We start from the raw sequence: 20,093 nt of genomic DNA on the forward strand, positions 1-20,093 counted from the left end.
ATCGGGTACCGCTGTGAGGGGTCGACCCGGTGCCATCCGGGTCTGGCGGGTGCGCGGGCGCCCGTGTGCTCGGTCCGTCCGCGCCGTGCGACGCGGGCCGATGGGGCGCGCCCGGTCACACGTCATGCGATTATCCCTGATCCGGCCGTGGCCGTGGCGCGACCGCCGGAGACGTCGTCGGCCACCGGGGGCGGTGGTCGACGGGCTCGTGACCCGGAACCTGGATGCTACGCCAACCTACTCCGTCGGCTCCAGCGTCAGGGCGACGGAGTTGATGCAGTACCTGGCGTCGGTGGGAGTGGCGTATCCCTCGCCGCGGAAGACGTGACCCAGGTGGGAGTCGCAGGTGGCGCACCGCACCTCGGTCCGCACCATGCCCGCCGAGGTGTCGTCGTGCAGGGTGACGGCGTCGCTGTCGGCCGGGTCGAAGAAGCTCGGCCAGCCGCAGTGCGAGTCGAATTTCTCGCTGGAGCGGAACAGTTCGGTCCCGCATCCCCGGCAACGGTAGACCCCGGTGGCCTTGGTGTCCACGTACGCGCCGGTCCAGGCGGGTTCCGTCGCCGCCTGCCGGAGCACGGCGTACTCCTGGGCGTTGAGGCGCTCCCGCCACTCCTGGTCGGTCTGGGGAAGGTCCGGTGCCCCGCCGCTGGTGTCCGGGGTCGGATCCACTGAGTCAGCCATGGTGAGACGCTACCCCGAATCGTGTCCGCGTGCTGCCACGGCCCCAAGTACGACAAAGGACGCAGATATCAATTAAGCAAGGTAAATCATCCTTAGGGGCCACATACCAGTAACTTCACGTTGCGCAACGTTCGGGACGGATCGTGCCGGGTACGCCACGGAACAGGGTCAGCGGTCGAAGTGCACTGAGGCAGGTGGCATGGCAGTAGCGGCACAACAAGCACTCAGAGTGACTCGCCGACCACTGCGTGTAGGAAGAATCAGATACGGACTGTGGTGGCTGGACCAGGCCACCGCAGGGGCCCGGGTCCGCGCCCGCGCCGCCTCCGCCGGGGTGGCCGCGGTCGGGAGCGAGGTGCGCTGGGCGGCGGAGCTCAGCGCCAGGGCCACGGCGGCGGGCATCGCCCGGGCCAGGCCCGAGCCCTGGACCGATCGCGGTCTGCTGGTGCTGGCGGGCGCGATCGCCGTCGGCGCGGTGGCGCTGGCGGTCTTCCTGGGGTTCGGGATGGCCCAGTGGGTGATGACCGAGCCGGAGAGCCCGTTCTTCGCCGCGGCGGGGGCGCTGGCCGTCGGGCCGGCGATCCTGCCGCTGGGGTATCTGGTGTTCGCCTCCAAGCGGGGTGGTGGCCGAGGCACAGGAAACGGAAGTCGAGTCGACCGAGCGTGAGCCGACCGAAACGGCAGAGGGGCGCCCACGGGCGCCCCTCCTCGTGTGTACGGACGGGGATGCGTGCGGTCGGCTCAGGCGTCGAAGTCGTACTGGAGTACGTACGCGGAGCCGTCCATGGTGATCTCGTTGAACTCCACCGGCACGTTCTGCTCGGTCAGGGCGGTGCGCGCCACCTCCAGGACCGGCGTCCCGGGTGTCAGGCTCAGCTCCTCGCTCTCCTCCGGGGTCGGCATGCGCACCCGGATCTCCTCGGTGAAGCGGGCCGGCGCCCGGCCCAGCTCGGCCAGGCGCGCGTAGATCCCGCCCGGCCCGGAGTCGTGCTCCCGGATCCGACGGGCCGCGGGGGAGTCCTGCTCCGAGCCGAGCAGGGAGAGGGGCAGGTGGGAGACGGCGCTCTGCACCGGCCGTCCCTCGACGAGGTAGCGCCGTGAACGCCGCAGCACGGCCTCGCCCTCGGACAGGTCGAGCGCGCGCCGCACGTGGTCCACGGCGGAGGCCTCCTCCACCCGCAGGCGGTCCACCTCGTAGCCGCGGTCCTCGCCGTCGGTCTGCCAGATCGCCCGTCCGTTGCCCCACAGTTCCTTGGACAGGCGGCGGGCCCCGTGTCTTCGTACCGGTCGGAACAGGCGGACGTAGATGCCGGAGCCGCGCACGGCCACGGCCAGGCCCTCGTTGATCAGGACGGAGAGCGCCTGCCGTGCCGTCGCTCGCGCGACACCATGGCGCTCCATCAGGGAGTTCTCACCGGGGAGGCGGTCGCCGTCGGCGTACCGTCCGGAGCGGATCTGTCCGCGTAGTTCCTCGGCGATCTCTCGGTAGACCGGAGGGGACCCGTGGTCGGACGTCGGCACTACGTTCATCCTCTCGGCCGGGGGGCCAAGCCGGTAAGCCCCGTCGATGCGGTGTGCCCGGGGCGGAATCGCCCACCAGAGGCACACATCGGGTATGTCCGATTCCGGGGAGGTTCATGCGTGGTTGGGGGGTGGCCGAAATCGACGTGTGGCCCGCGGGTCCCCCGGGAGCGCCTCTACCGGAGATAACGCGCGAACAGGTGGCCGTCGGCTTCCAGCAGGCGTGCCAGGCGCACGGGCGTGTTCTGGACGGAGGCGTGCTCCGGCGCCCCCGGTGCGCCGGAACCCCCGGCGACGATGCGGGGCGCGCCCGAGCCCAGCAGGTGCGGGCTCACGGTCAGGCACAGCTCGTCCAGGAGCCCGGCGGCCACGTACTCCGCCAACAGGTGCGGGCCGCCCTCGGTGAGCACCCGGTACAGCCCGCGTTCGGCCAGGCCGTTCACCACGTGCTCCGGACCCACGGACCGCCCCTCGACGACGACCACCTCGGCGTGCTCGCGCACCCGGGCGATCCGCTCCGGAGGGGCGTGGGAGGTGGTGAAGACCAGAGTGCGCGCGTCCTGCGGAGCCTCGGTCAGCAGGGCCTCGGGCAGGTCGAGCGAACGCGAGACCACCGCCACGCGGGGCGTGTCCGGACGGCCCTCGCGCAGGTGCGCCCACGCCCGGCGGGACCGGACCGGACCGTACCCCTCGGCGCGCGCCGTCGCCGCGCCGACCAGGACGACGTCGCTCAGCCCGCGCAGCACGCCCATGATCCGGCGGTCGGGAACCGAGGACAGGTCGCGGCTGCGTCCGGAGGGGCCGACGGCGCCGCCGTCGGCACTGGCGACCATGTTGGCTCGCACCCAGGGCCGGTCCAGGCCGACGGGGTAGGCGTAGACGGAGGCCAGGTCCACGTCCGTGGCGCCGGGGGCGGGCAGCAGTTCGCGCAAGGGCGCGTGGGCGGGTTCGTTCGACGACATGGTCATCAAGGGTAGGGCGTACCGCTCCTGGGAGCCGGGCGGCGCGAGACGCGCCGCCCGGGCCCCTCAGAAACGGCGGGCGGCCTGACCGGTCCGGTGCGAGACCCTGCGCAGGAGCACCAGGGCACGGTCGATCACCCGCACCGGCCCGGCGGCGGGCACGGACGGCCGACCGCTCACGTCCGGTTCGGCCGTGTCCAGGACGGTCTCCCACGCCATCCCGTACTCCTTGCCCGGCACCGTGAAGTCGACCGCCTGCGCGCCGCTGTTGAGCAGCAGCAGGAAGGAGGCGTCGCGGATCCCGCGACCGCGCGGGTCGGGCTCGGTGATGGCCTCCCCGTTGAGGAACACCCCCAGTGCCCGTCCGTTCGCGTTCCAGTCGGCGCCGGACATGGGCTTGCCGTCCGGGCGCAGCCACGCGATGTCGGGCAGGCCGTCCCGGCCCGACCGCGACCCCTCCACCGGACTGCCGTGGAAGAACCGTCTGCGCCGGAAGACCGGATGCTCCCTGCGCAGCCGCGCGAGCGTGCGCACGTAGTCCAACAGGTCGTTGTCGGGCTCCTCCCCGTCCAGCCCGGCGCCCTTCCAGTCGATCCAGGAGATCTCGTTGTCCTGGCAGTAGGCGTTGTTGTTGCCGCCCTGGCTGCGCGCCACCTCGTCGCCGTGCGAGAGCATCACCACCCCCTGGGACAGGTACAGGGTGGTGAGGAAGTTGCGCATCTGGCGGCGCCGGAGGGTGATGATCTCCGGGTCCTGGGTCGGCCCCTCCACCCCGTGGTTCCAGGACCGGTTGTCGTCGGTTCCGTCCCGGTTGTCCTCACCGTTGGCCTCGTTGTGCTTGTGGTCGTAGGAGACCAGGTCGGCGAGAGTGAAACCGTCGTGGCAGGTGATGAAGTTGATCGAGGCCACCGGGCGCCGGCCGTCGTTCTGGTAGAGGTCGCTGGACCCGGCCAGGCGCGAGGCGAGCTCGCCCAGGACGGGTTCGCCCCGCCAGAAGTCCCGTACGGTGTCGCGGTACTTGCCGTTCCACTCCGTCCACAACGGCGGGAAGTTGCCGACCTGGTAGCCCCCCGGTCCCACGTCCCAGGGTTCGGCGATCAGCTTGACCTGGGAGATCACCGGATCCTGCTGGACGATGTCGAAGAAGGTGCTCAACCGGTCCACGTCGTGGAACTCCCGTGCCAGCGCCGAGGCCAGGTCGAAGCGGAACCCGTCCACGTGCATCTCCAGGACCCAGTAGCGCAGCGAGTCCATGATGAGCTGGAGCGAGTGCGGGTAGCGGACGTTGAGGCTGTTGCCGCAGCCGGTGTAGTCGAGGTAGTAGCGCTGGTCCTCGTCGCTGACCCGGTAGTAGCCGATGTTGTCGATGCCCCGCAGCGAGAGCGTGGGGCCCATGTGGTCGCCTTCGGCGGTGTGGTTGTACACCACGTCCAGGAGCACCTCGATGCCCGCCTCGTGCAGCGACTTCACCATCGCCTTGAACTCCTGGACCTGCTGGCCGCGCGAGCCCCGCGCCGCGTACCCGCTGTGCGGGGCGAGGAAGGCCAGGGTGTTGTACCCCCAGTAGTTGGTGAGTCCGCGCGCCACCATGGCGTGCTCGGGCACGAAGTGGTGCACGGGCATGAGTTCGACCGCCGTCACCCCGAGCGAGGTGAGGTAGTCGATCATCACCGGGTGCGCCAGCCCGGAGTAGGTGCCCCGCTGGTGCTCGGGGATGCCGGGGTGGCGCATGGTCAGACCGCGCAGGTGCGCCTCGTAGATGACGGTCTCGTGGTAGGGCGTGCGCGGGCGTGACTCGTTGCCCCAGTCGAAGAACGGGCTGACCACCACGCACTTGGGCACATAGGGCGCACTGTCCGCGGTGTTCTTGCGGTCGGGATGGGCGAAGTGATAACTGAACAGCGACTCGTGCCAGGTGAGGTCGCCGTTGAGGGCCTTGGCGTACGGGTCGGTGAGAAGTTTGTGCGGATTGCACCGCAGCCCCTGTTCCGGCGCGTAGGGGCCGTGGACTCTGTATCCGTACTGCTGCCCCGGGCCGATCCCGGGGAGGTATCCGTGCCAGACGAATCCGTCGTATTCGGTCAGTGGTATGCGGGTCTCCTCGCCGTCGTCGTCGAACAGGCACAGTTCGACCTGTTCGGCCGCTTCGGAGAAGAGGGAGAAATTGGTGCCGGAACCGTCGTAGGTCGCACCGAGCGGATAGGAGCTACCTGGCCAGACTTCCACCATAGGCGTCGTCAGTCTCTTGGTGTCGGGGCTCCCGGGGCCCGCGGTCCGGTGCGCCCCGGGGCTCCCGTTTCCGGGTGGGGCGCACCGACTCGCGACCCGTCCGAAAGCGAGCGGTCGTGTTGGTGACGACTACTTACTTCCGCTCCCGTCCCCGAAGTATGCCGACCTGGGCCGATGATCATCGCAGGAGTGGCGAAACGGGTGGTATGTCACAGGAATTATCTGGGTTTGTCGGAGTATTCGGGATCGGCGGAAACCAGGAATTGTCTTCGTGGTCGCGGCCGGTCGCGGTCGGCCGGGGCCCGACCGGTGCGGGCCCGGCCGGTCCGGGACCCGCGTGTTCCGGTCCCCCGACGGCTCCGCTCAGCGGCGGGGGCGTGCGCGGTCCAGGATCAGGGCGGTGTCGATCCCGCGCGGCAGCGTGCCGAAGACCCGTCCCCCTTCGCCCCCCAGCCGCGAGCGGGTGAACGCCTCGGCCACCGGGGTCGGCGCGTGCCGCAGCAGCAGCGACGCCTGGAGGGTGAGGGCCATCAGCTCCACGACCGAGCGCGCCCGGTACTGGGCCTCGTCGGGGTCGGCCAGCATCTGCCGCAGGCGCTTGAGGGCGGCGTCGAAGTGGTCGTCGACGCCGGAGGCGGTGCCCACCTCGCCGAGGAAGGCCTCCAGCGACTCCGGACTGCGGGCCATCGCGCGCAGCACGTCCAGCGCGGCCACGTTGCCCGAGCCCTCCCAGATGGAGTTCAGCGGGGAGTCGCGCAAGAGCCGCGGCATGCCGGACTCCTCGACGTACCCGTTCCCGCCCAGGCACTCCAGGGCCTCGGCGGCGTGGGCGGGCTGGCGCTTGGTCACCCAGAACTTGCCGACCGCGACGCCCAGGCGGCGGAACGCGGTCTCGGCCTCGTCGCCGCGCACCGAGCGGTCCATGGCCCCCGCCAGGCGGGTCATGAGGGTGGTGGCGGCCTCCGACTCCAGGGCGAGGTCGGCCAGGACGTTGCGCATCAGGGGCTGGTCGATGAGCGTGTGCCCGAACGCGGCGCGGTGCTCGGCGTGGTGCAGCGCGTGGGTCAGCGCGGCGCGCATGCCGGAGGCGGAGCCGATGACGCAGTCCAGGCGGGTGCAGTTGACCATCTCGATGATGGTGGGGACGCCGCGGCCCGGTTCGCCGACCAGGTGGGCGACCGCGCCGTCGTACTCCAGCTCGGCGGAGGCGTTGGAGTGGTTGCCGAGCTTGTCCTTGAGCCGTTGGACGAAGAGGGCGTTGCGGGAGCCGTCGGGCAGGACCCGGGGGACCAGGAAGCAGCTCAGGCCCTCGGGCGCCTGGGCCAGGGTGAGGAAGAAGTCGCTCATCGGTGCGGAGGTGAACCACTTGTGCCCGGTGAGGAGGTAGTGGCCCTCGGAGGTGGGGACCGCGCGCGTGGTGTTGGCACGCACGTCCGAGCCGCCCTGCTTCTCCGTCATGGACATGCCCGCGATCACCCCGCGCTTGCCCAGTGGAGCGCGCAGGCCGAAGTCGTAGGTGCGGGAGGTCAGCAGCGGTTCGTACTGCGCGGCGAGCGCCGGCGCGTGGCGCAGCGCGGGCACGACGGCGTAGGTCATCGAGAGCGGGCACCCGTGTCCGCTCTCGGCCTGGCTCCAGAGGAAGAACTTGGCGGCGCGGGCCACGTGCGCGCCCGGGCGCTCGTCGGCCCAGGGCGCGGCGTGCAGGCCGTGCTCGACGGCCTGGTCCATGAGGACGTGGTAGGCGGGCTGGTGGTCGATCTCGTCGATCCGGTGCCCGTAGCGGTCGTGGGTGCGCAGGACCGGAGGGTAGGTGTTGGCGGACTCGCCCCAGGCGCGCACGCGCTCGGAACCGGCGGCGTCCCCGACCTCGTGGACCTCCGGCTCGGCCCACTCGGCGCCCTCGCGGCGCAGGCCCTCCAACAGCGCGGGGTCCTGCGCCGCGGCGTAGTCGCCGAGGGGAGGGGCCTGGTTGAACACCTCGTGGGTCGGGGGCATCGTCGCGTCCTTCGGGTCCGAAATGGAGAGTGACGGCATCGTACCCGCGCGGACGCCGTCAAACCGAATCCAGTTCGGTCAGCAGGCCGAGGCGGACGGCCTCAGGGCCACAGCAGGGTGCGGTGCCAGGGGGCGCCCGGCTCGGCGCGCCCGTAGGACAGGCGGGTGTGGCGGCGGTCCGGGTCCCCCTGCCAGAACTCGACCTCGACCGGCGTCACCAGGTACAGGCCCCAGTCGTCCGGGGCGAGGTCGGGGTCGGCCAGCAGGCGCTCCCGGCTCCGTTCGGCGGCGCGGTCGATCTCGGCGAGGTCGGTCAGAGGCTTGCTCTGGTGCCCGTGCAGCCCCGCGACCCGGGACTCCAGGGGGCGGGCGAGGAAGTCGTCCGCGCACTCCTGCGCGCTCGCCCGCTCGGCGGTCCCGCGCACGCGCACCTGGCGCCCCTGCGGACCCCAGTAGAAGGCCAGGGCCACGGCCGGGTTCTCTTCCAGGTCACGCCCCTTGCGCGAGGTCGTCGTGGTGGCGAACCACCAGCCCTCGGGCGTGAAGTCCTTCATGATCACCACGCGCGAGGACGGCGCGCCCAGGTCGTCGACGGTGGAGACGGTCATCGCGTGCGGTTCGCTCACGCCCGCCTCGACCGCCTCGGTGAACCACCGGGTGAACAGGTCCGCGGGGTCGGCCGGGGCCGAGGAGGGATCGAAGGTCGCCAACGGTCCGGCGAACACCGGAAGGCCGCGGAGTTGGTCCCTGATGCTCACTGTTCCCCCTTCAGAGCCGGTTCGGAGACCGCCGCATCGTAACGCTCCAGGACCACGCGGGCGAGCTCGGGGATGTCGCCCAGCGCCTCGGAGACCGCGTAGGCGCCGGCGGACTGCGCCCGGATCCGGTCGGAGAAGTACCCGGGCGCCAGCAGATAGGTGGCGACCGCGACCCGGGACCGCGTCAGCAGGTCGGCGACCGCCTCCGCGGGGCGCGGCGAGGCCGCCGAGGCGAAGGCCGCGACCACCTCGCGCCAGGGCCCGCGTTCGGCCAGCCGCTGCGCCATCGCCCGGATGGTGGCGTTGGCCTCGGGGTCGCTGGACCCGGCCGACGCCAGGACCAGGGCGGTCCCGGGGTCGGCGGTGGCCCCCGCCTCGGCCAGACGGCGCTCCACGCCCTCCAGCAGGAGCGGGTGCGGGCCCAGGGTGTCGGCGTAGCGCACGCGCAGCCAGGGGCTGCGCTCGCGCACGCCGGCCAGGACCCCGGGCAGGTCCACCTTGCTGTGGAACGCCGACGTGAGCAGGGTCGGCAGGACGACGACCTCGCCCGCGCCGGAGGCCGCGAGGTCGGCGAGCGCCTCCTCCGCGCTGGGCGCGGTGTGGTCGAGGTAGCACACGCGCACGTCGAGGTCCGGGCGCAGGGAGCGCACCCGCTCGAACAGGGCGGACACCGCCGCCGACGAACGCGGGTCGGCGCTGCCGTGGGCCACGGCCAGCAGGGTCGTACTCATCGTCTCCGTCGCAGCGTCGGGGGCGGGGGCCGGGGCCCCCGCCCGTGGGATCAGACGTGGATGCCGCACTCGGTCTTGCCGGTGCCCGCCCAGCGGCCGCTGCGCGGGTCCTCGCCCGGCGCCACGCGCCGGGTGCACGGCTCGCAGCCGATCGAGGGGTAGCCGTCGTACTGGAGCGGGTTGACCATGACGCCGTTCTCGGCCATGTAGGTGTCGACCTGCTCCTGGGTCCACCGCGCGATCGGGTTGACCTTGGTCATCTGCCGGCGCCGGTCCCACTGCACGACCGGCGTGTCGCGCCGGGTCACCGAGTCCTCGCGGCGCAGGCCCGTCAGCCACGCGCTGTAGGGCTCCAGCGCCCGCTGCAGGGGCTCCACCTTGCGCAGGTGGCAGCAGATCGCCGGGTCGCGCCCGTGCAGGCGCGGACCCAGGACCAGGTCCTGTTCGGCCACGGTCCGGGTGGGCTCGACGTTGATGAGGTTGATGTCGTAGACCGAGGCCACGGCGTCACGGGTGCCGATGGTCTCGGGGAAGTGGTAACCGGTGTCCAGGAAGATCACGTCGATCCCGGGCACCGACCTGGACGCCAGGTCGACCATGAGGGCGTCGGCCATCGAGGAGGTCATGCACAGGCCGTCGCCGAAGGTCCGCGCGGCCCAGGTGATGATCTCCGCGGCGGAGGCCTCCTCCAGCTCGCGCGCGGCGCGTTCGGCGAGCTCGGGGCCGCCCACCGGGGTGATCGTGGCGTTCATGAATTCCCTTCCGTCGGTCTGGAGGGGGCGCTCAGCGACGCGGAGCGCAACCCGACGTATTTCACTCGGAACACGCGGGCGCAGGACAGGCAGGACCAGGGGTATCCCTCGCCCTTGACGGCGGCGCCCTCCTCGGGCACCAGGTCCTCGTCACCGCAGTAGGGGCAGTAGTAGGGCGCGGCCCTCTCGGACATGGCGCACCTCTTCCTTCGTCGGAGGGCGGGGCGGGCCGGCGGGCCCGCCCCACCCGGGTCAGGTCAGGTCAGGTCGGCGTCGTCGGCGCGGCCGACCCAGGTCGCGAACGCCTCGCCGTCCTGCTTCTGTGCCTGGTACCGCCGCAGGACGCGCTCGACGTAGTCCGGCAGGTCGTCCGCGGTGGCCTTGAGCCCGCGGATCTTCTTGCCGAACGCCGCGGTCAGGCCCATGCCGCCGCCGAGGTGGATCTGGTAGCCCTCGACCTGCTCGCCCCGGTCGTTCAGCATCAGCTGGCCCTTGAGGCCGATGTCGGCGACCTGGATGCGGGCGCAGGAGTTCGGGCAGCCGTTGACGTTGATGGTCAGCGGCTCGTCGAAGTCGGGGAGCCGCTTCTCCAGCTCGTCGATGAGCGTGGCGGCGCGGCCCTTGGTCTCCACGATCGCCAGCTTGCAGAACTCGATCCCGGTGCACGCCATCGTCTGGCGGCGGAAGGTGCTGGGGTTGACCTGCAGGTCCTCCGCCTCCAGCGCCGCGGTGATCGAGGCGACCCGGTCCTCGGTGATGTCGAGGATGACGAGCTTCTGGTCGGCGGTGGTACGGATGCGGTCCGAACCGTGCTCCTCGGCGATGTCGGCGACGCGCAGCAGCGTGGTGCCCGAGACCCGGCCCACCTTGGGCGTGAAGCCGACGTAGAACTTCCCGTCGCGCTGGCGGTGCACGCCGACGTGGTCGCGCTCCAGGCCCGGGTCCAGCTCGGGCGCGGGGCCGTCCGGCAGCTCGTAGCCCAGGTACTCGTCCTGGAGCACCTGGCGGAACTGCTCCGCGCCCCACTCCTTGATGAGGAACTTGATCCGCGCGCGCGTGCGCAGGCGGCGGAAGCCGTAGTCGCGGAAGACCGAGCAGACGCCCGCCCACACCTCGCTCACCTGGTCCGGGCGCACGAACGTGCCCAGGCGCTGGGCGAACATCGGGTTGGTGGACAGGCCGCCGCCCACGAACAGGTCGTAGCCGGCCTCGCCCGCCTCGTTGCGCACGCCGACGAAGGCGACGTCGTTGATCTCGTGGTTGGTGCAGTACGACGAGCAGCCCGAGATCGAGGTCTTGAACTTGCGCGGCAGGTTCGAGAACAGCGGGCTGCCGATGTGGTCCTCGTTGACCTGGAAGATCTCCGGGCTGGCGTCCAGGACCTCGTCCTCGGCGACACCGGCCAGCGGACAGCCCAGGATGACGCGCGGGGTGTCGCCGCAGGCCTCCATGGTCGACAGGCCCACCGACTCCAGCTTGTCCCAGATCGCGGGCACGTCCTCGACCCGGATCCAGTGGTACTGCACGTTCTGGCGGTCGGTGATGTCGGCGGTGTCGCGGCCATAGGAGCGGGAGATCTCCGCGACCGCGCGCAGCTGCGCGGCCGACAGCTGTCCGCCGTCGATGCGCACGCGCAGCATGAAGTAGCGGTCGTCGAGCTCCTCGGGCTCCAGCACGGCCGTCTTGCCGCCGTCGATGCCCGGGGCGCGCTGGGTGTAGAGGCCGAACCAGCGGAAGCGCCCGCGAAGGTCGGCGGGGTCGATGGAGTCGAAGCCCGCCTTGGAGTAGATGTTGACGATCCGATCGCGGACGTTGAGCCCGTCGTCGTTCTTCTTGTTCTCCTCGTTTTTGTTCAGCGGCTCGCGGTAGCCGAGGGCCCACTGGCCCTCGCCACGGCGGCGGCGCGGCTTGGCGGCCGTCGCGGACTTGCCGGGCTGCGCGGAAGAGGGAGGCATCGCGGGTGTCTCCGATGGGGTCGCGGGGTGCACACGGTCCCGGCGCCCGCACCGTTGGCTCCCAGCGCCGCACGTCATCGTGCCGGGCGAACAGGAGTGAGTCCACGTGTGTGGGAATCGAAGCAGGGGAGAGCGCCGGGGCCGCGCGCACACCTGAATCAAGGGTGCGTCAAAAAGGCGGCGAGATTAACCGACGCTGCAACAGATGGCACTACGGACCCGCAGGAAGTCCACGTGGCGGCGCACGCAGAGCATGGGGTCCAGAGCAGCGATCATGCAATGAGAATGTCACGCTGGTCCGGGCTTTGTCCAGACGCGAACCGGCGGGGTGAGCCAGGTCACCCGAAGGGGCGGCGGCGCGCGTGACCCGGCCGCGGGGCCGATAGCGTTCTCCCGTGGTGGGATTCTGGGAAGGACTCTGGAGGATCGTCGGGGCGTGGCTGGAACGCCATCCCCGCACGCACAACGTGCTGCTGCTGGTCGTGCGGACCATGCGGGCCTTCGCCAGGGACCGCGTCGTCGGCCTGGCCGCCGAGTCCGCCTTCTTCTCCCTCATCTCGCTGCCCGCCCTGCTGCTGTGCCTGGTCGGCGCCCTGGGGCCGCTGGCCACGGTCCTCGGGGAGGACCTCGTCGAGGAGATCCGGCTGTGGATCCTGGACCTGGCGGCCCGGGTCCTGACCCCGGACACGGTCGGCACCGTCGTGGAGCCCCTCGTGGACGACTTCCTGGGCGGGGTCCAGGGCGGCCTGCTGTCGGTCACCTTCCTGGTCTCGCTGTGGTCGGGCTCGCGCGCCATGAACGTGTTCATCCGCTCCATCACCATCTCCTACGGGCTGGACGAGCTCCGCGGATGGCTGCGCCAGCGCGTCCTGGCCTTCGTGGGCTACCTGGGGGCGCTGCTCTTCGCGCTGTTGGTGCTGCCGATCCTGGTGGCCGGCCCCGACCTCGTCCACCGAATGCTGCCCGTGACCGTGGGGCGGCTCAACGTCTTCTACTGGCCGATCGTGGTGTTCCTGGCCCTGGCCGCCGTCACCTTCCTCTACGCGCTCAGCGTGCCGGTGCGCACCCCCCTGTGGCGCCACCTGCCGGGCGCCCTGCTGGCCACCCTGGTGCTCATCGCGGGATCGGTGGCGCTGCGCGCCTACCTGGACGCCTCGTTCGGCCAGGTGAGCATCTACGGGTCGCTGGCCGCGCCCATCGCGATCCTGGCCTGGCTGTACGTCATGGCCATCGCCGTCCTGGCGGGGTCCAGCCTGAACTCGGAGATCGACGCCATGTGGCCGACCGCGCGCACCGCCGCCGCCCGCGCCGAGATCGCCACCCTCGGCTTCGAGCGGGCCAACCGCCTCGTCGAACGCCGGGAGCAGGCGGTCATCGACACGATCGAGGGGTACGACCGGCGCTGACGGCGCGGAACCGGCGGGAGTCCTGGCCGGAATCGGCCATTTTCGGCGTGAACCACGGGTGCTCGGAATGTGTCCACTTCAACGTCGGGTCGCGGTGGACGGTGCGACCACGCATCGACGTGAGAACGAACCACCAGGTCAGAGAAGGGAGGGCCCCGGTGCGGCGGCATCGTCGCCGACGCGCGGCGGCCGGTCTGGCCCCTGGCCGGAATAGGCGGCACGGCCGCCAGTCAGTATCATTTCGTGCAGCATTGACTACGCGTGTGCCAGCGCCACCGCTCGGTAACCCCCCCAGGGCAGCGGTGACCCACCGTTGACCGAGGTCCCCCGTCATCACGTACACGAACAGGTCCACGTTCCCCATGCCTTCGGAGGCACCATGAGCCGGGCGTCCCGACCGGGGCAGTCCCGGCCCACTGCCGTCATCGTCATCGCTCCCGACGAGCACAGCGCCGAGATCCTCATCGAGGGGCAGCGCCGGCTCGTGACCGGGGCCGCTCCCAAGGAGACGCGCCGCGCCGCGCTGGACGTCGCCACCGGCTACGCCGCCAGGATCGGGCAGCCGGTGCTGGTCGACGCGCGCGACGCCAACGGCTACTGGCTGCTGCTGGCGACACCCGACGGTGTGGTGCGTGCGGCGGACGAGGCGGCGCCCGCCTCCCCGCCGCCCGCGCCCCCCGAGCCCGCGCCGGTGGCGGGCGGGAGCAGGTCCTCCCGGGGGCGGACCCTCGTCATCGCCGGGGCCGCGGTCCTGGCCCTGGTGCTCCTCGTGGGCGCCGGCGCCGTGGCGACCCGGTTCCTGTCCGGTCCCCCCACGGCGGCCGAGGCCGAGGAGGACGGCGGCGTCGCGCTCGGCCACCCCGCGCCCCCCGGCTTCGCCGACACCGTGGTCTTCGACGAGCCGCTGGCCCCGGACACCCGGCCGGGAGTGAGCCGCGACGGCGAGCTGCTCGCCTACACCGACCCCGACGACCGCCTCAACCTGTTCGGCGCCGACGGTGAGCGCCGGTGGGCCGTCGACCTGCCCGTGGAGTCCGGAGAGTTCCTCGACCCGCCGCGCTTCGTGGAGTACGGCGGCGAGAGCGCGATCGTGCTGGAGACCGCCGACACGCTGTGGTTCTGGCCCACCGAGGGCGGCGCGCCCACGAGCGTGTCCCTGCCCACGGACGCCACCGCCCAGTACGTGGGCGACTCCGTGCTCGTACGGACGGCGGAGACCGCGTTCGTGCCCGTCGACGACGAGCTCGTGGAGGTCGAGCCCCCGGGCAGTTCCGCGCCCCTGGTGGCCGACGGGGAACGCGTCCTCACCGCGGTCGTGAACGGACCGTGGGAATGGGTCGACACCGACGGCGGCAGCGAGGAGGTCCACGCCCACCGCCCGCAGGACGCCGGTGAGATGGAGTCGATCGTCACCGCCCTGCGCGAGTACGTGATCGTGCGCTGGGAGCCCCTCCGAGGGGAGGGGGTCCACCTGGCCTTCCACGACCGCGAGGACGGCAGCGTGGTCGGCGGCGCCGACATCGACCCCGCGGACCTGGAGGACGTGCGCCACCGCTCCGGGCCGATCGGGACCCGCGTGGTCGCCTACGGTCCCGTGGTCATGGACCCGGAGTCCGGCGAGGCCGCGGTGGTCTCCGGCTTCGTTCCCGAGATCGCCGTCGGAGACCAGGTCTTCGGGCAGCTCGACGGCGCTCCGGTCGCCGTGAGCGCCTCGGGCATGCCCAGCGACGTGCCCGAGGGCGCCGCGCAGCCCGAAGGGCTCCTGGGCGAGAACGCCATCGTGGTCCACGACGACCACCTCTATGCCATCCCCTCTCAGTAGAAATCCCCATGAAAGAAGAAAGGAGTGGGATGACCCCCAAGAAGCGAGTTCTCACCGTGACGGCCTCCGCGCTGTTCATGGCGGGATTCTCGGTCGGCCCGGTGTTCGCGGACACCGGTGCAGAGGCCACCCCCGAAGCGCCTGAGGAGACTCAGGGACTGCCTGTGGGTCCGGTCGTCGACGGTGCTCTAGAGACCGTCTCCGACATCGTGACGTTCGATACCCCGGGTGGCGACGAAGGTACCTCCCCGGAGCCTCCGGTCGACCCGCCCGTTGACTCGCCTGTCGACCCTCCGGTCGACCCTCCGGGTGACGGCGACGATGGCGGTTCGCCCGGTCCGGTCGACCCGCCCGTCGACCCTCCGGTCGACCCGCCGGGCGACGGTGACGGCGATGGCGATGGCGACGGCGGCGGTGACGGGGGCAACCCCGGTGACGGCGGCGGCGACGGCGGTAACCCCGGCGGCGGTGACGGCGGCGGCGACGGTGGTAACCCCGGCGGCGGTGACGGCGGCGGTGACGGTGGTACCGGCGGCGACGGCGGCACTGGTGGCGACGGTGGTACCGGCGGTGACGGGGGCAACCCCGGGACCGGCGGCAACTCGGGTGACGAGAGCCAGGCTCCTGGCCTCTCGGCTCCGGGCACCGGTGCCCCGGAGAGCTCGGCGCCGAGCAACTCCGGCGCCGACACGGGATCGGTCACCACGTCCAGTGGTGACGACAACGGCCCCCTGCCCACGACCGGCGTCGACCTTGAGGGCTTCGTCCTCGGGGGAGCGGTCGTGACCGGGATCGGCGTGCTGGCCCTGTGGGCCGGCGCCCGCCGCGAGTCCCCGGTGGCCTAGTACACGCGTGCACGGCCCCCGGGTCGTGAACGCCTGAGGGCCCCGGCCGTGGAACTTCCACGGCCGGGGCCCTCGTCGTGTCAGCGGGCCGGGAACCCGCTCACTCCCTCGGGCGCAGGGCCGAGGCCAGCAGGAAGGCCGCGACACCGCCGGCCGAGATCACCCACAGCGCGGCGCCCAGGGACAGCGTGTCGGCGATCAAGCCCACCAGCGGTGGGAAGGCCAGGAACCCGGCACGGCCGAGCCACCCGACGATGGTCACCCCGTCGCCGGTGCGGACCCCCGGGATGTTCCCGGCGGCCGCCAGGGTAAGCGGGAACAGGGTGGACACGCCCAGACCCATCACGCCGAACCCGATCACCGTCGTCACCGGGTGCGGGAGCAACAGGGCGAAGGCCATACCGCCCGCCGCCAGCAGGCCGCAGGCGCGCCCCACCGCGGCCGCGCCGAACCGGTCGGTCACCCGGTCGCCGAGGAGTCGGCCCACGGTCATCATCGCCTGGCAGGCCACGAACGGCATCGCGGCCATGAACAGCGACGCGTCGAGTTCGGTGGTCATGTACACCGCGCCCCAGGAGGCCGCGGAGTCCTCGATCCCGCCGGCGAACATCAGCAGGACCGCGAGCATGAGCAGCAAAACCACCCCGCGCACCGGCATCCGCTGCCGCTGCCCGTCCTGGCCGTTGGTGCCGTCCTCGCGCTCACTGTTCTCCGGGCCGGGCAGCAGCATCCGGCTGATGGCGAGGTTGACGCCCAACAGCACGAGGGCGACCCCGCCCAGGTGCCACAGGATCGGCACACCGGCCCCGGCCATCGCCGCGCCCAGGAGGCCGCCGGTGACCGCGGCCAGGCTCCACACGGCGTGGAACGTGTTGATGATGGTGCGCCCGTAGCGCCGCTGCACCCGCAGGCCGTGCGAGTTCTGCGCGGAGTCGGTCCAGGCGTCGGCGCTGCCCAGCACGAACAGGGCGGCCGCCAGCATCCACCAGTTCTGCGCCAGCGCGATGAATGGAAGCGCTCCCAGTGACAGCAGACTCGTTCCCACCGCGGTGCGGCCGCTGCCGAACCAGTGGATCAGCGGGCCCGCCAGCATCCCGGTCAGAATGGCTCCCGTGGGCATCGCCGCGATCGCCAGGCCCAGCTCGGTGTTGGTCAGGCCCAGGTTGGCCTTGATCACCGGAAGCCACGGCACGGCGTTCGTGTAGGTGAACCCGTTGACGAAGAAGAGGGTGGAGACGGCGACCCTGGCTCTGCGCGCCTCCGGGGGCGGTGTGGCGGTCGCGTCGGTCGTACTGCTCAATGCGGCTCCAGGCTGCTCGTCGGTGCGCGCAGATGCTATCCATTCCGTTCGGAAGAGGACACTTCGTATCGCCACATCGTGCGGTGGGGTTGCCATCGGGGCCGCGGCCGATTTACATAGAGGGCCCGCCCGCCCGTCGCCCACCGCCACCCTCAACGGACGCCTTCGGCGCAGCCCCTTCCAACCGTCGCCCACCGCCACCCTCAACGGACGCCTCCGCAGCCCTCCTCCTCTTCGCACCCGGCCTTCCCCCCGATCTGGTCCCGCGCCCCGACGGTCCGCTCCCGCGCACGGCGCACTCCGCCCCTGCCCGCCGACGCCCGACTCCGGGAGACGTGCCAGCCACGGCCCCGGACGGAACCGGAAGATCACACATGATCAACATGAGCGCGTTGCGAGACACACCGACCCTCTCCGGGAGGAGTGTCCGCCTGGTCCCTCTGGCCTCGGAGCACACGGAGGCCTACTTCGCCGCCAGCCTGGACGAGGAGATCCGCAGACTCACCGGAACCCATCGGCACCTGACCTACGCGCAGGCCAGGGAATGGTGTGAGAGCAGGTCGGGACGCACGGACCGGATGGACATGGCCATCACCTCGCCCGGCGACCACCGCTACCTGGGTGAGCTGTCGGTGTACTCGGTGGCGCCGGAGAACGAGAGCGCCGGCTACCGCATCGCGCTGTCGGCGATCGAGTTCGCCGGCCAGGGCCTGGGCCGGGAGGCCACCGAACTCGTGCTGGACTACGCCTTCGACAAGATCGGCCTGCACCGGGTGTGGCTGTACGTCTACGCCTTCAACATGCGTGCCATCGCCGTCTACCGTTCCTGCGGCTTCGCGGTCGAGGGCCGGATGCGCGACGCGCTGCTCTGGGAGGGCCGCAGGCACGACGCACTGCTCATGGCGGCCCTCAGGAACAGCGCCCGGGCGACCTGAGCGCGTCCTTTTTGCCCCCGGCCGGGGTTGGAACGCCCGCGCCCCGGGGTATGCCGGTACCACTTTTCCAACGGCTCATCCCGCGACGGCCGAGAGGAGCGGCGCCGGGCCTCCCGAGGGGGTGCGGCGCCGGGAGGACTATGAATCCGGTACCCGTTTCGCTGCCCTTCACCGACCGCTCCGAGGCGGGCCGCCGCCTCGCCGAGCGCGTGCGCGCCTACGCCGTCAACGACCCCATCGTGCTGGCCCTGCCCCGCGGCGGCGTTCCGGTCGGCGCGGAGCTCGCCCGGCGGCTGGACGCCGACTTCGACGTGCTCGTGGTCCGCAAGATCGGCCTGCCCGGCCGTCCCGAGACCGGGGTCGGCGCGATCTCCGAGGACGGGCACGTGTACTTCGACGACCTGGCCCTGGCCAGGCTGCGCGTTCCACGGCAGGCCCTGGACGACACCGTGAAGGAGGAACGCGCCGAACTCGACCGTCGCCGCCGCGTGTACCGGGGGGAGCGGTCGGCGCCGCGTATCGCCGGGCGCGACTGCGTGGTGGTCGACGACGGCGTCGCCACCGGCGGCACGGCGCGGGCCGCGCTGCGCATGGTCCGCCAGGCCGGCCCCTCCCAGGTGGTCCTGGCCGTCCCCGTCGCCTCTCCGGAGGCGGTGGAGCTGCTGCGCGAGGAGGCCGACGCCCTGGTCGTGCTCAGCGCGCCCGACAACTTCCACGCGGTGGGGGAGTGGTACCGGGACTTCGATCAGCTCTCCGACGCCGACGTGATGGCGATCCTGGCCGAGCGCGGCCGTGTGCGTCCGGAGGAGAACACCGCCCGCGCGGTCCGGATCCGGGCGGGGCAGGTCTATCTGGACGGTGACCTGACGATGCCGAGCGCGCTGCGCGGCGCCGTCGTGATGGCCTTCGGGGAAGGGCGTACCGACCCCCGCTGGCGCGCCATCGCCTCGGTCTTCCAGCGCGCCGGCTACGCGACACTGCTCCTGGACCTCTGGACGGAGGCGTCGGCCGAGGACCAGGCCGAGGCCGAGGCCGACGGCGACGACGCCCGGGCGATGGGCGAGCGGCTCAACGCCGCGGTCACCTGGATGCGCCGGGCCACCGACGCGGCCACCGAGCCCCTGGGGGTGTTCGGCGCCGGCGCGGCGGCGCCCGCGGCCCTGGTGACCGCCGCCGAGCGGCCGCAGGACTTGGGCGCGGTCGTGGTGTACGGCGGCCGGATCGACCTGGCCGAGGCGAGTCTGCCCCAGGTGCGCGCGCCGGCGCTGATCCTGCTGGAGAGCCGCGACTCCTTCGTACGCGAGCTCAACGAGTGGGCGCGCGGGCGGATGAGCGCGCAGACCGACCTGCGGGTGGTGTCCGGGGCCGAGCAACTGCTCCAGGGCGCGCAGGACTGGCGGCACATGGCCGTGGAGGCACTCGACTGGTTCGACCAGCACCTGGCGCCCCGCACGGACTGAGAACGGGCATGAGAAAACCCGCGGCGCCCTCGACGTGGAACGTCGGGGCGCCGCGGGTCATGAGGGGGCCGGGGCCACCGGGGGAGATCAGTTGTGCCGGACTCGGGAGCCTCGCTCGGTCAGGCGGCGTTGGCGCGGCGCATACGGCGACGACGCTCCGAAGCGCGCTCGTCCTCGTTCAGCCCGCCCCACGTGCCGTACTTCTCCGGACGCGAGATCGCGTAGTCCAGGCAGTCAGTGCGTACCGGACAGGCAGCACAGATCTCCTTGGCCTTGCGCTCGCGGATCTCCCGCTCCGGCTGGCGTTCGCCGTCCGGGCCGAAGAAGAGCACAAGGTCCTCGCCCCGGCACGCGGCGGCATCCTGCCACCCCCAGCTCGGGCGGGGGCGCAGCGCGGCCTGCCGACGTACCTGAGACATGCTTGAACCACCTCTACTGAAATCACTAGTAAGCTGTCGGAAAAAGCTGCAGTCACCAAAAGTTGGTCATGCGGCGTGAGTCACTCCGCACGACGCAAACGCCGCGCGGTGGTGGCGATGTTCCCCGGTGTGGCTGAGACCACGAGAAGCACGAGACCCCGCGGCGGCGCTGACCGCTTGTATCGGAGTGCTCTCACACGAACGGCGGCGGAGGCGGTGACGGCCTCCGTCCGAGCCGGTACGTAATCATGCCATCCCTACTCCCGATCATGCACGGGGGGTAGGAAAATTACTCGCCCAACCGTTACCGAAACCTGATGTC

18 protein-coding genes are annotated in these 20,093 nt (G+C 71.7%); 6 read left to right on the forward strand and 12 right to left on the reverse strand.

Annotation, left to right across the window (positions count from 1 at the left end; translation table 11 throughout):
- Window positions 1–237: 237 nt before the first annotated feature.
- Entirely contained in the window at window positions 238–681 is a 444-nt protein-coding gene (msrB, locus tag DFP74_RS17935) for a peptide-methionine (R)-S-oxide reductase MsrB (RefSeq protein WP_121182985.1), read from the reverse strand.
- Between the two features lie 199 nt (window positions 682–880).
- On the opposite strand from msrB, the gene DFP74_RS17940 reads away from it, so the two are divergent.
- A complete protein-coding gene (locus DFP74_RS17940; RefSeq protein ID WP_121182987.1) occupies window positions 881–1,348 on the forward strand; it encodes a hypothetical protein in 468 nt (155 codons plus the stop codon).
- A 74-nt stretch (window positions 1,349–1,422) separates the two neighbouring features.
- Here DFP74_RS17940 and DFP74_RS17945 read toward each other — a convergent pair whose 3' ends face one another.
- The 9 genes from DFP74_RS17945 to DFP74_RS17985 form a co-directional block, all read right to left on the reverse strand.
- Window positions 1,423–2,211: a GntR family transcriptional regulator gene (locus tag DFP74_RS17945; RefSeq protein ID WP_121182989.1), complete on the reverse strand. Its 789-nt coding sequence runs from the start codon at window positions 2,209–2,211 to the stop codon at window positions 1,423–1,425.
- A gap of 167 nt (window positions 2,212–2,378) precedes the next feature.
- Window positions 2,379–3,170: a dihydrofolate reductase family protein gene (locus DFP74_RS17950; protein ID WP_370013397.1), complete on the reverse strand. Its 792-nt coding sequence runs from the start codon at window positions 3,168–3,170 to the stop codon at window positions 2,379–2,381.
- A 60-nt stretch (window positions 3,171–3,230) separates the two neighbouring features.
- Window positions 3,231–5,393, reverse strand: coding sequence for a glycogen debranching protein GlgX (gene glgX, locus DFP74_RS17955; protein WP_121182991.1), 2,163 nt, complete (start codon window positions 5,391–5,393; stop codon window positions 3,231–3,233).
- Between the two features lie 363 nt (window positions 5,394–5,756).
- A complete protein-coding gene (locus DFP74_RS17960; RefSeq protein ID WP_121182993.1) occupies window positions 5,757–7,388 on the reverse strand; it encodes an acyl-CoA dehydrogenase family protein in 1,632 nt (543 codons plus the stop codon).
- Between the two features lie 101 nt (window positions 7,389–7,489).
- Window positions 7,490–8,146 carry a pyridoxal 5'-phosphate synthase gene (locus DFP74_RS17965; protein ID WP_121182995.1) on the reverse strand — a complete coding sequence of 219 codons (657 nt, stop codon included), beginning with the start codon at window positions 8,144–8,146 and terminating at the stop codon, window positions 7,490–7,492.
- Window positions 8,143–8,877 (reverse strand): sirohydrochlorin chelatase, encoded by a 735-nt coding sequence (locus tag DFP74_RS17970; RefSeq protein ID WP_121182997.1) that lies wholly within the window; start codon window positions 8,875–8,877, stop codon window positions 8,143–8,145. The genes DFP74_RS17965 and DFP74_RS17970 overlap by 4 nt, the downstream gene beginning before the upstream one ends.
- A 50-nt stretch (window positions 8,878–8,927) precedes the next feature.
- Window positions 8,928–9,629 carry a phosphoadenylyl-sulfate reductase gene (locus tag DFP74_RS17975; RefSeq protein ID WP_121182999.1) on the reverse strand — a complete coding sequence of 234 codons (702 nt, stop codon included), beginning with the start codon at window positions 9,627–9,629 and terminating at the stop codon, window positions 8,928–8,930.
- Entirely contained in the window at window positions 9,626–9,823 is a 198-nt protein-coding gene (locus tag DFP74_RS17980; RefSeq protein WP_121183001.1) for a hypothetical protein, read from the reverse strand. The genes DFP74_RS17975 and DFP74_RS17980 overlap by 4 nt, the downstream gene beginning before the upstream one ends.
- A gap of 63 nt (window positions 9,824–9,886) precedes the next feature.
- Window positions 9,887–11,584 (reverse strand): nitrite/sulfite reductase, encoded by a 1,698-nt coding sequence (locus DFP74_RS17985; protein WP_121183003.1) that lies wholly within the window; start codon window positions 11,582–11,584, stop codon window positions 9,887–9,889.
- Between the two features lie 395 nt (window positions 11,585–11,979).
- Between DFP74_RS17985 and DFP74_RS17990 the strand changes: the two genes are divergently transcribed.
- From DFP74_RS17990 to DFP74_RS18000, 3 genes are all read left to right on the forward strand, one after another.
- Window positions 11,980–12,990 carry a YihY/virulence factor BrkB family protein gene (locus tag DFP74_RS17990; protein ID WP_121183005.1) on the forward strand — a complete coding sequence of 337 codons (1,011 nt, stop codon included), beginning with the start codon at window positions 11,980–11,982 and terminating at the stop codon, window positions 12,988–12,990.
- Between the two features lie 379 nt (window positions 12,991–13,369).
- Entirely contained in the window at window positions 13,370–14,812 is a 1,443-nt protein-coding gene (locus tag DFP74_RS17995; RefSeq protein WP_121183007.1) for a hypothetical protein, read from the forward strand.
- A gap of 29 nt (window positions 14,813–14,841) precedes the next feature.
- Complete coding sequence (locus tag DFP74_RS18000; RefSeq protein ID WP_121183009.1) at window positions 14,842–15,657, forward strand: hypothetical protein; 816 nt, start codon at window positions 14,842–14,844, stop codon at window positions 15,655–15,657.
- Window positions 15,658–15,757: 100 nt separating this feature from the next.
- Here the strand turns inward: DFP74_RS18000 and DFP74_RS18005 are convergent, their stop codons facing one another.
- Window positions 15,758–16,957 (reverse strand): MFS transporter, encoded by a 1,200-nt coding sequence (locus DFP74_RS18005; protein WP_121183011.1) that lies wholly within the window; start codon window positions 16,955–16,957, stop codon window positions 15,758–15,760.
- Window positions 16,958–17,331: 374 nt separating this feature from the next.
- On the opposite strand from DFP74_RS18005, the gene DFP74_RS18015 reads away from it, so the two are divergent.
- Together DFP74_RS18015 and DFP74_RS18020 are read left to right on the forward strand one after the other, a co-directional pair.
- Window positions 17,332–17,892, forward strand: a complete 561-nt coding sequence (locus DFP74_RS18015; protein ID WP_121183015.1) for a GNAT family N-acetyltransferase — start codon at window positions 17,332–17,334, stop codon at window positions 17,890–17,892.
- A 140-nt stretch (window positions 17,893–18,032) separates the two neighbouring features.
- On the forward strand, window positions 18,033–19,352 hold the full coding sequence (locus DFP74_RS18020) for a phosphoribosyltransferase family protein (protein WP_121183017.1): 1,320 nt from the start codon (window positions 18,033–18,035) through the stop codon (window positions 19,350–19,352).
- A 119-nt stretch (window positions 19,353–19,471) separates the two neighbouring features.
- Here DFP74_RS18020 and DFP74_RS18025 read toward each other — a convergent pair whose 3' ends face one another.
- On the reverse strand, window positions 19,472–19,771 hold the full coding sequence (locus DFP74_RS18025) for a WhiB family transcriptional regulator (protein WP_017588640.1): 300 nt from the start codon (window positions 19,769–19,771) through the stop codon (window positions 19,472–19,474).
- Between the last annotated feature and the right edge of the window lie 322 nt (window positions 19,772–20,093).

This window comes from Nocardiopsis sp. Huas11 (assembly GCF_003634495.1).
In the GTDB taxonomy this organism is placed as follows: Bacteria; Actinomycetota; Actinomycetes; order Streptosporangiales; family Streptosporangiaceae; genus Nocardiopsis.